At 67.9% G+C, this 13,293-nt stretch carries 15 protein-coding genes and 1 tRNA gene; 8 read left to right on the forward strand and 8 right to left on the reverse strand.

The window, feature by feature from the left end; translation table 11 throughout:
* Nucleotides 1-3: 3 nt before the first annotated feature.
* From feoB to HT578_RS05360, 4 genes are all read right to left on the reverse strand, one after another.
* Nucleotides 4-1,845, reverse strand: a complete 1,842-nt coding sequence (feoB, locus tag HT578_RS05345; protein WP_213502505.1) for a ferrous iron transporter B — start codon at nt 1,843-1,845, stop codon at nt 4-6.
* Nucleotides 1,842-2,096, reverse strand: coding sequence for a FeoA family protein (locus tag HT578_RS05350; protein WP_039392652.1), 255 nt, complete (start codon nt 2,094-2,096; stop codon nt 1,842-1,844). Before HT578_RS05350 ends, feoB begins: the two co-directional genes overlap by 4 nt.
* A gap of 127 nt (nt 2,097-2,223) precedes the next feature.
* A complete protein-coding gene (locus tag HT578_RS05355) occupies nt 2,224-2,877 on the reverse strand; it encodes a COQ9 family protein (RefSeq protein WP_213502507.1) in 654 nt (217 codons plus the stop codon).
* Between the two features lie 11 nt (nt 2,878-2,888).
* On the reverse strand, nt 2,889-3,548 hold the full coding sequence (locus HT578_RS05360) for an ankyrin repeat domain-containing protein (protein ID WP_338422169.1): 660 nt from the start codon (nt 3,546-3,548) through the stop codon (nt 2,889-2,891).
* 96 nt (nt 3,549-3,644) lie between these two features.
* On the opposite strand from HT578_RS05360, the gene HT578_RS05365 reads away from it, so the two are divergent.
* From HT578_RS05365 to HT578_RS05390, 6 genes are read left to right on the forward strand one after another with little or no spacing between them, the layout of a single operon-like run.
* The gene (locus HT578_RS05365) at nt 3,645-4,274 is read left to right on the forward strand and encodes an SCO family protein (RefSeq protein WP_239026494.1); all 630 of its coding nucleotides are present in this window, start codon (nt 3,645-3,647) and stop codon (nt 4,272-4,274) included.
* Nucleotides 4,271-4,807 carry a YcgN family cysteine cluster protein gene (locus tag HT578_RS05370; protein ID WP_213502513.1) on the forward strand — a complete coding sequence of 179 codons (537 nt, stop codon included), beginning with the start codon at nt 4,271-4,273 and terminating at the stop codon, nt 4,805-4,807. The genes HT578_RS05365 and HT578_RS05370 overlap by 4 nt, the downstream gene beginning before the upstream one ends.
* A gap of 5 nt (nt 4,808-4,812) precedes the next feature.
* Nucleotides 4,813-5,538 carry a M48 family metallopeptidase gene (locus tag HT578_RS05375; protein ID WP_213502515.1) on the forward strand — a complete coding sequence of 242 codons (726 nt, stop codon included), beginning with the start codon at nt 4,813-4,815 and terminating at the stop codon, nt 5,536-5,538.
* A gap of 32 nt (nt 5,539-5,570) precedes the next feature.
* Entirely contained in the window at nt 5,571-6,098 is a 528-nt protein-coding gene (locus tag HT578_RS05380; RefSeq protein ID WP_239026495.1) for a hypothetical protein, read from the forward strand.
* Nucleotides 6,095-7,054 carry a bifunctional diaminohydroxyphosphoribosylaminopyrimidine deaminase/5-amino-6-(5-phosphoribosylamino)uracil reductase RibD gene (ribD, locus tag HT578_RS05385; protein WP_213502517.1) on the forward strand — a complete coding sequence of 320 codons (960 nt, stop codon included), beginning with the start codon at nt 6,095-6,097 and terminating at the stop codon, nt 7,052-7,054. The genes HT578_RS05380 and ribD overlap by 4 nt, the downstream gene beginning before the upstream one ends.
* Before the next feature lie 28 nt (nt 7,055-7,082).
* Nucleotides 7,083-7,700 (forward strand): riboflavin synthase, encoded by a 618-nt coding sequence (locus HT578_RS05390; protein ID WP_213502519.1) that lies wholly within the window; start codon nt 7,083-7,085, stop codon nt 7,698-7,700.
* A 21-nt stretch (nt 7,701-7,721) separates the two neighbouring features.
* Here the strand turns inward: HT578_RS05390 and HT578_RS05395 are convergent, their stop codons facing one another.
* The 3 genes from HT578_RS05395 to HT578_RS05405 form a co-directional block, all read right to left on the reverse strand.
* A complete protein-coding gene (locus HT578_RS05395) occupies nt 7,722-8,321 on the reverse strand; it encodes a DJ-1/PfpI family protein (RefSeq protein ID WP_213502521.1) in 600 nt (199 codons plus the stop codon).
* A 193-nt stretch (nt 8,322-8,514) separates the two neighbouring features.
* Nucleotides 8,515-9,693 (reverse strand): amino acid aminotransferase, encoded by a 1,179-nt coding sequence (locus HT578_RS05400; protein ID WP_213502523.1) that lies wholly within the window; start codon nt 9,691-9,693, stop codon nt 8,515-8,517.
* Between the two features lie 150 nt (nt 9,694-9,843).
* The gene (locus HT578_RS05405) at nt 9,844-10,749 is read right to left on the reverse strand and encodes a DUF1134 domain-containing protein (protein WP_422394374.1); all 906 of its coding nucleotides are present in this window, start codon (nt 10,747-10,749) and stop codon (nt 9,844-9,846) included.
* A gap of 270 nt (nt 10,750-11,019) precedes the next feature.
* On the opposite strand from HT578_RS05405, the gene HT578_RS05410 reads away from it, so the two are divergent.
* Nucleotides 11,020-11,110: transfer RNA gene (locus HT578_RS05410), tRNA-Ser, on the forward strand.
* Between the two features lie 75 nt (nt 11,111-11,185).
* Here the strand turns inward: HT578_RS05410 and HT578_RS05415 are convergent.
* Nucleotides 11,186-11,533 (reverse strand): hypothetical protein, encoded by a 348-nt coding sequence (locus HT578_RS05415; protein ID WP_213502525.1) that lies wholly within the window; start codon nt 11,531-11,533, stop codon nt 11,186-11,188.
* Nucleotides 11,534-11,854: 321 nt separating this feature from the next.
* On the opposite strand from HT578_RS05415, the gene HT578_RS05420 reads away from it, so the two are divergent.
* Entirely contained in the window at nt 11,855-13,291 is a 1,437-nt protein-coding gene (locus HT578_RS05420; protein WP_239026496.1) for a protoporphyrinogen/coproporphyrinogen oxidase, read from the forward strand.
* Nucleotides 13,292-13,293: the final 2 nt, after the last annotated feature.

The raw sequence follows: 13,293 nt of genomic DNA on the forward strand, positions 1-13,293 counted from the left end.
GATCTAGAGCCCGGCCCAGACCGCCAGCCAGTAGGTCGCCCCGGCCGCCACGTAGGCAAGGCCGAAGAGATAGGCGAGCATGAAGGTCGGCCACTTCCAGCCATTGGTCTCGCGCCGGGTGACGGCGATGGTCGACATGCACTGGGGCGCAAAGACGAACCAGGCGAGGAAGGCCAGCGCCATCGGCAGGGTCCAGCGGCCCTTGAGCTGCTCGCCCAGTTCGGCCGCTTCCTCGTCCTCGTCGCTCGCATCAACCGCGTACGTCGTCGCCAGCGAGGAGACCGCCACTTCGCGCGCGGCCATCGCCGGGATCAGCGCGAGCGCCATGTCGCGGTTGAAGCCGATCGGCTCGACCACCACGGCCAGGCCATTGGCGATCTTACCCGCGAACGAGGCATCGACCTGGCTCTGCCCGGGTTCGGCGCGCGGGAAGCTGAGCATGATCCACAGGACCACCGTGACCATGAAGATGATCGTGCCCGCACGGCGCAGGAAGATCCAGGCGCGCTGCCACAGGCCCAGCAGCAGGTCGCCCGGCCGGGGCAGCTGGTACTTGGGCAGCTCCATGATGAAGCCCGAAGCCGCGCCCTTGGTCACCGAGCGGCGCAGGATGAGGGCAACCAGCATCGCGCCCAGCACACCTGCGACATAGAGCGCGAAGAGCACGAGGCCCTGCAGCCCCACGCCCCAGCCCACGCTCTCGTTGGGAATGAAGGCGGCGATGATGACGGCATAGACCGGCAGGCGCGCCGAGCAGGTCATCATCGGCGCGATCAGGATCGTGGTCAGCCGGTCCTTGGGATCGGTGATCGAACGGGTCGCCATGATGCCCGGAATGGCGCAGGCGAAGCTGGAGAGAAGCGGAATGAAGCTGCGCCCGGAAAGGCCCACGCTCGCCATCATGCGGTCCATCAGGAAGGCCGCGCGCGCCATGTAGCCCGAGGCTTCCATGGCAAGGATGAAGGCGAAGAGGATGACGATCTGGGGCAGGAACACCACCACCGAGCCCACGCCCGAGATGATGCCCTCGGTCAGGAGATCGCGCACGAAGCTCGCGGGCATGAGGCCCGTGACCGTGTCGTGCAGCGCGCCCACACCGGCCTCCAGCGCGTCGGCAAAGGGCGTGGCCCAGGCGAACACCGCCTGGAAGATCACGAACAGGAGCGCGAACAGCACGACCGGTCCGGCCCAGGGATTGAGCAGCACCGAATCGAGGCGCGCGTGCAGGCGGCGCTGGCGGGTCTCCGACAGGATCGCGCCATTCGCCATCGCGTGCGCGGCCACGCGCCGCTCGGTCTCACCGATCTCGGTCAGGCTTGGCCCCGGCTCGCGAAGCCCGGCCGAAGACGCGGCTTCGGCGAGCTCGGTCAGGCCGCGGCGGCGTACCGCGACGGTCGGCACCACGCGCACGCCCAGCTCTTCCTCCAGCACGGAGGGATCGAGCACGAGCCCGTCGCGCTCGGCCAGATCGACCATGTTGAGCGCGATCACGGTGGGCTTGCCCAGTGCAAGCAGTTCCTGCGCGAAGACGAGGTGCTGTTCCAGATTCGAGGCGTCGAGGACGATCACGAGCACATCGGGCTCGGCCTCGCCCGGGAACTGGCCACGGATGACCTTGGAGGTCACTTCCTCGTCGGGGCTCGTCGCATCGAGGCCATAAGCGCCGGGAAGGTCGGTCAGCTCGACCGGCTCTCCGGTCGGCAGGACCAGGCGGCCCGACTTGCGCTCCACGGTAACGCCCGGATAATTCGCGATCTTCTGGCGCGCGCCGGTCAGCGCGTTGAACAGCGCGCTCTTGCCGGCGTTGGGATTTCCGACGAGGGCGATCTTGCGTGGGCGGCTCATGCCGGGGTGCTCTCCAGATCGCTCACCTCGATCGCGGCGGCGTGGGCGCGGCGCACCGCGACGACCATGCGCCCGATGCGCAGCGCGATGGGGTCACGCCCGCCGAACACGCCGCGCTGCGACACCGAAACCTGCGCGCCGGTATCGACGCCCAGCGCGCGCAGACGCCGCGCTTCCTCGGGGACGAGCTGGTCCCAGTCGACCGCAACGATGCGGACCTTCTGATCGATGGGTTGTTGATCGAGAGTCATAAGATGGCGCTGCCAGATTAGAGGCGTCTTTGCAACTGCCTCGCAATAAGCAGGACGCCATGTCATTGGCCGAAATCAAATCTTGCAGGCGCGCAACACGGTGCGCCTGCTTGCGAAGATGACGGTGTCAGCGCGCCGGGTAGCGCAGGCGCCCCAGGAGGCGGGTCAGGCTGAAACGCTCGTCGGGCGAACGGGTGAGCTGCGCCTTCACCTTCTCGAAGCGCAGGATGCCCTCGATCCGGCGCTCCAGAAAAGCGCGGGTTTCAGGCTTTTCCGGGTCCTTCTCGCGCGCGAAGACCTGCAGCGTCGCGGCGTAGAGCGCGCCCAGCGTGGTGCGCTTGGTGTAGTGGTTGTAGTCGGTCGCGGTGTCGCCCGCCACGCGCCACATGAGGTCCGCGCTGTACCAGCCCAGTTGCGCGGCGCGCGCGAGGTTTTGCGGCATTGCCATGATTGCCAGCGCGCGGGTGAGCGCTTCCTCGCGCCCGCTCGCGGCCTCGAGGCGGGCCATGACGAGGCGACGGATCTTCTCGCGCACGGGCACGCCCGCCAGCGAGTCGGCGGGAACCGCCGCGAACATCGCCGCGTCGATCGCCTCGATCCAGGCCTCGATCATCGCCATCTGCTTGCCGCCAAAGGCATAGGCGGCAAGTTCGGGATCGACGCCGTGCTGGCGCGCGGCCTGCTCGACCGCCTGCGCGCTCCAGCCATCGAAGGCAGCGGCATCGGCGGTCGCGGGCGCCAGGTTGCGGCGCAGGTCGGCAAGGGTGGTGGCTTCTTCCATGCCCTGTTCCTTCAGAAAGTGGGGCCGTAGACGGGCTTGGAGTTCTTGCTGGCGCCTGCGGTCACGTTGTCGTCAATGACCTTCACCAGATAGCTGTCCTTGCCATTCAGTTCGGCATAGTCGCGCGCGCTGCGCCCGGAATTGTCGGTGCGCGAAGGATCGGCGCCTGCCTTGAGCAGCGCCTTCATCAGTTCGGTATCGCGGCGGTGGACGGCCGAGATCAGCGGGGTTTCGCCCGCATCGTTCGAGTCGTTGGTGCGCGCGCCGTTCTCGATCAGGTAGATCGCGCCGTCGCGCCAGCCCAGGTTCACCGCCTGCTGCAGCGGCGTGCGGCCATGGTCGTCGGCAAGGTTGGGCTCGGCCCCCTTCTGCACAAGATAGCGCAGCCAGGTGATGTCGCGGCGCTGGACGACGATGTGAAGCGCGGTCTCCCCGCTCGTCACGTCCCTGGAATTGACGATGAGGGGCGTGCTCATGATCGCCTGCTCGACCTCTTCGCCTTCCTTCTTCTTCACCGATTCGAGGAACTTGTAGCCTTCGGAGAAACCGGTCTGCGCCGCCGCGCCGCTCGCCAGCGAGCCCGTTGCGAGGCCCGCAGCAGCCAACGCCAGGGCCCCTTTCAGAAACAGCCGGCCAAGCGGCGTCCCGTTCCGGTTCGCGAGTTTCGACACCTTTGATATCCTTCCGTGAATTCTCAACAAGCTGGGCGCGCGCCCTCCATCCGCGCCTTGCAAGTCGCGGTCTAGCAGAGCATGAACCGCTTCGCCATGACCCATCTTGCCTCCCGCACCGTCCGCCGCACGCTCCTTGCCGCAACGCTTGGCCTTGGCCTTGCCCTTGCGGGCTGTTCGGACGGCCGCGACGCGCCCGAAATGCCCCCCATCGTCGGCACCGACATCACCGGCGCCGAGATCGGCGGCCCCTTCACGCTCGTCGACAAAGACGGCAAGACCGTCACCTGGAAGGACTTTCGCGGCAAGTGGGCGATGCTCTACTTCGGTTACACCTTCTGTCCCGACGCCTGCCCGATCGACGTGCAGGAAATGATGATGGGCTACAACGCCTTCGCCAAGGCCCATCCCGAGGCCGCCGCCAAGGTCCAGCCCATCTTCATCACCATCGACCCCGAACGCGACACGCCCGAGATCGTGGGCGAATGGACCGCCGCCTTCGGCAAGGACCTCAAGGGCCTTACCGGCACGAAGGAGCAGGTCGATGCCGCCGCCAAGGCCTTCGCGGTCTACTACGGCAAGGGTGCAGAAACGCAGGGCGGCTACCTCATGGACCACTCGCGCTTCGTCTACCTGATGAACCCGGACGGCGAACCCGTCGCCATGCTGCCCGTCGACAAGGGCCGCCAGGCCGTCGCCGCCGACCTGGCAGCGCTCGTCCAGTGAGCGCGCGCCCGTTCTGGGAGCGCCCGCTCGCCAGCCTCGACAAGGGCCAGTGGGAGGCGCTGTGCGATGGCTGCGGCCAGTGCTGCCTGCACAAGGTCGAAGACGCCGACAGCGGCGAGATCTACCACACCAACGTCGCCTGCAAGCTGCTCGACACCAAGACCGCGCTGTGCAGCGACTACCCCCACCGCAAGCGCGCGGTGGCCGATTGCCTGACGCTGACCCTGCGCTCGGTCGGCACGCTCCCCTGGCTGCCCGAGACCTGCGCCTATCGCCTGCGCGCCGAGGACCAGCCCCTGCCCGAATGGCACTACCTTGTCTGCGGCGACCGCGAGGCAGTTCATCGCGCCGGGGTTTCGGTGGCGGGCCGCGTGGTCAGCGAGATCGACGCCGGGCCGCTCGAACAGCACATCATCTGGCCCGAAGGCATGGAGCAGGAGTTCGAGATCGAGGAGGGCCAGAACCCCTGGGACATCGTCGAGAACGAGGCCGAAACCGGAACCGGCACCGACAATGAGGCGCGGGACGCCTGAGGCCGATGCTCGACTGGCTCAAGCGCGATCCCCGTCAGGAGCCGAGCGTCACGCTGTGCGGGCGCGACGTCCCCATTGCCTTGCGCCGCATGGAGCGCGCGCGGCGCATGACCATGCGCCTGGCCCCCGATGGCAGCGCGGTGCGCATCACCCTCCCCCCCTATGTGCGCGAGAGCGAGGCACTCGCCTTCGCGCGTTCGCGCATGGCCTGGCTGGAAAAACAACTGCGCGCGGTGCCCGAAGCGAGCGAACTGACCGACGGCGCGCAGATCCTCTTTCGCGGCGCCTCGCTGGTCCTCGCCCACGATCCCGCTGCGCCGCGCCGGGTGGTACTGGGGGCAGAGACGCTGGAGGTCGGAGGGCCGACCTCCTCGCTCCCCTCGCGCCTTGCGCGCTGGATGCAGGGTGAGGCGCGGCCCCTCCTGGAAGAGGACCTGGCCGAATACTGCGCGCGCGCAGGCCAGCCCACGCCCGCCCTCTCCCTCTCCAGCGCCAAGCGCCGCTGGGGGAGCTGCGCGGCCGATGGCGCGATCCGCATCAACTGGCGGCTTGTCATGGCGCCCGATGCGGTGCGCCGCTCGGTCGTCGCGCACGAGGTCGCGCACCTGGTCCATTTCGACCATTCGCCCGCCTTCCACCACTGCCTCAAGACCATCTTCGAAGGCTCGGTCCACGAGGCGAACCGCTGGCTCAAGGCGCACGGGCGCAGCCTCTATGTCCCCTTCGGCTAGCGTTTGCTCGCAATAGGCTCTAAATAGCCCCCATGCTTTTCTCAAAACGCTCCGGATACTGGCAGGACGTCAAGCCCACCGGCATGCTCGCGGACTTCCGGTTCGTGTGGCAGCAGGCGGGCACCAACCGCTGGCGCATCGCCGCGATCTCGGCGGCCTGCACCTTTGCGATCTTCTACATGATGGCCGGCCAGGAGGGCTCTGCGCCCCATCCCCCGCCCAAGGTGACCTGGATCTCGACGCTGCCCGAGGGCCGCTCGGACGAGGAAATCCTCAAGGAAAACATCGCCAACCAGAAGGCCAAGGAAGAACTCGCCTTCGAGCAGGCCAAGCGCGACAAGGAAGTGCGCGAGATCTACAAGACGCTGGGCCGCTGGTCGGGCATGGACGTCGACAAGATCGCGCGCGAGGCCGAAGCCGAAGAGGCGGCCGAAAAGGCGGCCAAGCTCAAGGAAATCGGCAAGCCGCGCCTGCCCGAAGGCGCCGTTGCGCCCAGGATGCCCGGCGAGACGGCGGATGCGCCCTCCGCCGAAAGCGGCGACGCCCCCACCCGGCCGTGAACGACGATTCGCGCTGGCTTGCCGCGGCAGCTGCGCTTGCCGCGCGGGCCCGTCCGCTCAGCCGCCCCAACCCGGGTGTCGGCGCCCTCCTCGTCAAGGACGGGCGCGTCCTCGCGCGCGGGTGGACGCAGGAGGGTGGACGCCCCCACGCCGAAGCCGTCGCGCTCGGCCTGGCCGGAGACGCCGCCCACGGCGCGACCCTCTACGTCACGCTGGAGCCCTGCGCGCACCAGTCGCCGCGCGGGCCCTCCTGCGCCGACCTGATCTGCGCGGCGCGGCCCGCCCGCGTCGTCATCGGCTGCATGGACCCTGACCCGCGCACCAGTGGTGCCGGGCTTGCCCGCATCCGTGCTGCCGGGATCGCGGCAGAGTATCTGCACTCGCCCGCGTGCGAGGAGAGCCTTGCCGGCTATCTCCTCCAGCGCACGCAAGGACGCCCGCACGTTACGCTGAAGCTTGCCCTCTCTCTCGATGGCTGCATCGCGATGGCTAGCGGCGAGAGCCAGTGGATCACGGGGGCCGAAGCGCGCGCCCACACCCACGCCCAGCGCGCCAGGAGCGACGCCATCCTCGTGGGCGGCGGCACGCTGCGCGCCGATACCCCGCGCCTCGATGTGCGCCTGCCCGGCCTGGAGGCGCGCAGTCCGACGCGCTGGGTCCTGACACGTGGCACCGTACCCGAAGGGTGGAACGCGCTCCCCTCCCCCGAAGCGATCCGCGACATGGACGCCGTCCAGTACCTCTTCGTCGAAGGCGGGGCAGGCGCGGCCGCGGCCTTCCTGAAAGCGCGACTGGTGGACCGCCTGCTCATCTACCGTGCGCCCATCCTTGTCGGCGGACGGCCCGGCCTTGGCGACTATGGCCTCTGCGCCCTTTCCCAGGCGCATGGCCGATGGTCGCTGGTCGAGCGCCGCGCCCTTGGCAGCGACACCCTCGAAGTCTACAGCGCGCGCTGAGCACCAATCACCAAGGGACCTTGCCCGCATGTTCACCGGAATCGTCACCGCCATCGGCACCCTGCGCGACGCGCGCCACGATGGCGACCTGCACGCGGTGATCGCCTGCCCCTTCGATCCCGCAACGATCGCCATCGGCGCCTCGATCGCGTGCTCGGGCGTGTGCCTGACCGTGGTCGACAAGGGCGGTGCGGCGGGCGATGCCTGGTTCGCGGTCGACATCTCAGGTGAGACCATGGCGCGCACCGCGCCCGGCCACTGGGAAGAAGGCGCGCAGCTCAATCTCGAGCCCGCGCTGAAGCTGGGCGATGAACTGGGCGGGCACATCGTCACCGGCCACGTCGACGGCGTCGGCTCGGTCGTGAGCATCACCCCTGTCGGCGATTCCAAGCAGTTCGTGATCGCGGCGAGCAAGGAGCTGGCCCCCTACCTCGCCCCCAAGGGCTCGATCACGCTCGACGGGGTATCGCTCACCGTCAACACCGTGGACGATCAGGCCGATGGCACCTGCCACTTCATGCTCAACATCATCCCCCACACCGCCGAGGTCACCACCATTGGCCAGCTTTCCGTGGGCGATGCGGTAAACCTCGAGATCGACGTGCTGGCGCGCTATCTCCAGCGCATGCAGTCGCTGCGCAGCTAATCCGGCGCCGGGCTTTCGCCTTCAGCGAAGGTAGGGCCCGACCACGTCCATCGCCTGGCGCACCGTGCGCGCCTTCTCGCCCACGGGCGCGACGTAGTGGATCGCCTCGCGCGCGTCCGCCTCGCCGCTTCCCTTCGCGATCATCCAGGCCGCAAGATACTGCGAGGCCAGGCACCCGCCCGCCGTCGCGACGTGGCCATGGGCGATGAACGGCGCGTCGAGCACCTCGACACCGGCCTCCACCACCCAGGGCTTCGTCGTAAGGTCGGTGCAGGCGGGAAGATTGCCGATGAGGCCGAGGCGCGCGAGCAGCAACGTGCCCGAACACTGCGCCCCGATCAGCTGGCGCGCGGGATCGAGCCGCAACTGCTCCAGGATCGCGGGGTCCTGCGCGATTTCGCGGGTGTAGATGCCACTGCCGATCAGCACCGCGTCGGCCTCGCGCGCGAAGGCGAGCGGCTGCTGGGCGCGCACGGTCACCCCGTTCATCGAGGTCACTTCCGCGCTCGGACAGGTGATCTGCGCCGACCAGCCCTTGGGCTTCATCCGGTTGAGCAGGGCCGAGGCGATGAACGAATCGAGTTCGTTGAAGCCTTCGAAGGTCAGGATCGCGATGTTCATGGGGTGCCCCCGACGTCCGGTGCCTGCCGCACACCGGCACGCGGCTGCGGTTTGCGCCAGCGATCTGGGGAGAAGTGGCCCGCCCAAATGGCGGGATCACGTGCCACCTTGCCAAAGGCGCAAGGGGCGGCCTCGCACAGAGGCCAGAGCGTCAGCCGGCCCCCATCGAGGACCGGCTGACGCTCAAGAGGCATCAGGCGGTCACTTCCGCCACGGCGGCAATGAACTTGTCGATGTTGCCGGTGGTGAGACCGGCCACGTTGATGCGGCCCGAACCGGCGAAGTAGATGCCGTGGTTCTTGCGCATTTCCTGCACCTGCTCGGGGGTGAAGGGAATGATCGAGAACAGGCCGTTCTGGATACCGATGGGCGAAAGGTCGACACCGCCAGTGACACCGGCCGCAGCCAGCTTGTCACGCACCCAGCGCATGCGCTCGCGCATCTCGTCGAGTTCGGCGAGCCACTGCGCGGTCAGCGCTTCGTCTTCGAGCACCAGGCGCACCGCCGCACCGCCGTGATCTGGCGGCTGCGACCAGTTGGCACGCGCCAGGCTGTGGCCGTTCGACATGATCTTGGTCAGGTCGGCCGGGTCCTTCGCCATGGCGTAGAGCGCGCCGACGCGGTCGCGGTAGAGACCGAAGTTCTTGTCGCACGAGTAGCAGATCAGCGCGTCGGGAACCGCGGCAAGGACGGTGCGAAGACCGTAGGCGTCCTCTTCCATGCCAAGGCCAAGGCCCTGGTAGGCGAGGTCGAGGATCGGCATGATCGGGCTGTTCGCCAGAAGACCCGCGATCTCGTCCCAGTTGGCGTGGGTGTAGTCGATGCCGGTCGGGTTGTGGCAGCAGCCGTGCAGCAGCATGGCGTCACCCTCGGTGCCCGAAGCGATGGCGGCGCGCAGCGCGTCCATGTCCACCTTGCCGTCTTCGCCGGCGTGGTTGAATTCAACGACCTCGAGGCCAAGGTCCTTGCAGATCTGCGCGTGGTTGGGCCAGCTGGGCTTGCCCACGATGATGCGCTTGGCGCCCGCGCGCTGCACCATGGCAAGCGCGAGACGCAGCGAGCCGGTGCCGCCGGGCGTCTGCATGCCCTCGATACGGCCACCCATGTCCGGGTTTTCCTTGCCGAAGACGTAGGGCATCAGCGCGGCCACGAAGCCCATGTCACCCTCGGGGCCGAGGTAGGCCTTCGAGTCCTGGGTCTCGACGAGTTTCTTCTCGGCGGCCTTGATCGCGCCGAAGACCGGGGTTTCCCCGTCACCGGTACGGTAGACGCCCACGCCAAGATCGATCTTGTCGGCGCGCGGGTCGTCGTTGTGGAGCTTGATCAGCGCAAGGAGCGCGTCGGCGGGCTGTTGTTGAAGGTTGCTAAGCATGGCGGGCGGCACTTACTCCGGTCGCCGTTGGCGCGCAACAGCCTAATGCAACAATTGCGACACCAAGAAACGCAAAGGTGCCCAAAAACGAAACGCGCCCCCGGACAGGAGGCGCGCTCGCATTTCAATCGTTGCGCGAAGGACGCGCGATCAGAACGGCAGCCAGCGCTGCTTTTCGGAGAACTTCATGTAGCCGATGTTGGCGCCCAGGCGCAGGCCCGCGCCCGCGCGAACGGGAATCAGGACGACATCGCCGCGCCGCAGGTACGAGACGTTGAAGCCGCCGATGAGATAGGCCTGCCCCTCGCCCGCGCCGAAGCGCTTGTAGAGGTCCTCGGTGTCGTAGAGGTTGTAGACGAGGACGAAGGTGCTCGCCGCGTTGGCGCCCGCGTCGAAACCGATCGAGGGGCCCGTCCAGTAGACCGGACGCTGGCCTTCGATCTTGTGGTACAAGGTGCCCGAGCCATAGCGCAGGCCGATCGCGAGCGCCGCACCGCCCTCGCGTCCGACGATATAGCCGTTGGGTTCGCCCTGCTTCTTGAGAAGATCGCGGATGACGTCCGCAAGCCCCTGCGCGCCCTTGCCGAAGACGCCTTCGGCCGCGCCGATCAGGTCGTCCTCGTGGTAGGTCGTGCCGTTCGTGCCCGCGCCGGCACCGTCTCCGGCGAATTGCTGTGCATTCCAGTCCGACACGCGGCCCGGCGAAGAGGCCGTGGGCGCCGGGACCGGCGAGGTCATCGGCGTGCCGAGCGGCGTACCGTTCCCGGCGCTATCCGTGTCCTGTTCGGACGAATAGGTCTCTTCCGGATAGTCGCCGTCGGTGGCAGGCAGTTCGCCCGGACGCGGATAGGTCTGGCTTGCCGGGGCCGTGCCCTGCGGCGCAGGATAGCGGGTGGTTCCGCCCTGCAGGTCTCCGTCGATGGCGGTGTCGGGATCGACTGTCTGGATCTGGGCCGAGGCGGTGCTCGCCGGGCCCAGCACAGCCATCGCCGTTGCCGCAACGAGAGCAACGAGGCTCTTTCCGATACCGGCCCGCTGTGTGGTTTGCTTGCGCACGTGCTTGTTCCTCCCGGGCCTGGGGTGCCCTTTGCGCCAAATGTCTTTGCGCCGCATGCCCCCTGCACACGGCCCCTTCGTTACACGCCCATAAAGAATCGAGTGCGCCTGACCTCGCAATGAACGGGCGGCCAGACAACCTGCTTTTGCGGTCAGCCGAAATCCCCTGGCCTGCTATTCTCCCCAATTGCGCAAGGAATTGAAAAAACCGCGCGATGGCCCCTTGCGGCCCCGGATGACCATGGCTATAGGCGCTCCCCTAGCCGCTGCGGAGACGTGGGTGAGTGGCTGAAACCAGTTCCCTGCTAAGGAACCGTACTCTATCAGGGTACCGAGGGTTCGAATCCCTCCGTCTCCGCCACGGCCCTCAGGGGCCACACGGCAACCGGGCCAAAGGCCCTCCCGACATGAATGCGCAAACCTCCCTTCGGGGGACCTAGGTGATTTCCACCGTCCATGGCGTGCCCTCGATGTCGTTCTCGATCGCGTGGTTGAGCAGGATTTCGTCCGAATAGAGCACGATCCAGTCGGGCAGTTCGGCCTTCACCGCGTGCGCCAGCGCATAACCTTCGCGCACGAACCCCACGAGATCGAAGTCGGGATCCTCACCCCCGCAGCGAATCTGGCTGTCGTGCCAGGCCTGCCAATCCTGGATCCGTCCCCACAGCGCCTCGCTGACCCGGAAGCCCTCCATCGTGCTTTCAGGAATGTACGAGGACGCCGACCAGACCCCGTCCGCACAGAAATCCGCCATGATCCGCACGGCCTTGATCGTCTCGTTCATCCCCCAAGGGTAGCAGGGTGGGCATCGCCCGTCCGGCGATAAAAAGGAGGCGCCGTCGCGCGCAAGGTACCGGCGCGGTCATGGGCCCTATGCCTCGGGAATGGAGCAATCGCGGCTTGAGCGTCGCGCCCGCCCGCCCGATCATGGAGAGGCCCCGCAACCACTCTTCGGTCGGATCGCGCGCTGCACACCGCAGCCACGGCCGGAGAGAGGCGCCTGCGGGCCCGAACAGGAGACTAGGGGCGATGCGGGTGCCTGAGATCTGGATTTCGCTGCGTACCACCTCGTCCATTCGCCTGTGCGCCCGTTCCCGCCGCGCCGATGGATAAGGCTCATGGCGCGCCTGCGCAGGAGCATGTCGTGGTGCTGGGCGGCGGGATCGCAGGCCTGAGCGCAGCGGATATTCTCAGCACGGCGGGCATGCGCGTCACCCTGATCGAGGAGCGCGATGCGTGCGGCGGCACCCACCGCTCCCGCACCATCGGCCCCTACACCTTCGACGTGGGCTCGATCTTCTACGAGAACAGCGCGCGCCTTTTCCATCTGGCCCCCGGACTTCGCGAGATGTGCCCGCAGGTCATCCGCCGCCAGCGCCGGATCGCGCCGGGCGGCGGGCTCGCGCACTACCCCCTCGAACCGCGCGAGTTCCTGCGCCGCCCTCCGCGCGAACTGGCCGCAGCCCTGATCGACCTTGCCGTCTCGCGCCTTGCGGTGCGGCGCGATGGCAGCCTCGCCGCAATATCGACCCAGCGCCTCGGAACGCGCTTCTTCGCGCAGACCGGCCTGCGCAGCTACATCACCCGCTTTCACCACGTCCCGCCCGAAGAGGTGAGCGAATCCTTCTTCTTTCACCGCATGGCCTTCATCGAGAAGGCCACGCGTCCACGGGAAATGGCGCGTCTTGCCGTGCGTGCGCTGCTCAGCCGGGGCTCGGTGGCCGGCCGCCCCCGCCCCGCCCTGCACGTGCGCCCGCGTGAGGGATACGCCCCGCTCTTCGCGGCCATCACCGACCGGCTTATCGAACGGGGCGTGGACATCCGGACCGCAACCGCGCTGCGTACCCTTTCCGGGGGCAACGGCAGCTACCGGATCGAAACCGATCACGGCTCGCTGGAGGCCACCGCCGTCGTCTCGGCGCTCCCGCTCGACACGCTGCACCGCGCCCTGTTCGGCGCGCCCAGCGGGCTGACCTCGCTCGGCATGACCACGCTCTTTGTCTCGGCGGCCCAGCTCTCTTCCGAGACGGGCAACGTGCTGTTCAACTTCGATACGCGCGGGCGCTGGAAACGCGCAACGATCTATTCGCGCATCTACCCCGAACCGCAGATGCCCCGCGAATTCTTCGCCGTCGAGTGCACCCTGCCCCCGGGAGGCGAACACGCACCCAAGGATGTCTTCGCCGATTTTCGCGACCACCTGTCCGCCATCGGCCTCGCCCGCGACCTGCGCCTGGAAGGGCACGAACATGTCCCCGATTGCTACCCGCTCTATCGCCCGGAAACCGAAGGTGTTCTGCGCGATACGCTGGCCCGGATCGAGGGGCAGGGGATCGTACTTGCCGGACGCCAGGGCCGCTTCGAGTATCTGCCCACCTCGTCCGGCGTGATCCGCCGCGTGGGCGAGGAGCTTGCCCGCGCGGCGCTCCAGGTCGATCCCGTCCCCCCGGGCGAACAGGCCCTCTGCCCCGTCCCGTCGGTGCCTCCCGGATATGCGCGATCCGCGGCTGGCGAATTGCCCAGGGTGCCAAGCCATTCCTGAGC

Origin of the sequence: Novosphingobium decolorationis, assembly GCF_018417475.1 — a bacterium.
Classification (GTDB): domain Bacteria; phylum Pseudomonadota; class Alphaproteobacteria; order Sphingomonadales; family Sphingomonadaceae; genus Novosphingobium; species Novosphingobium decolorationis.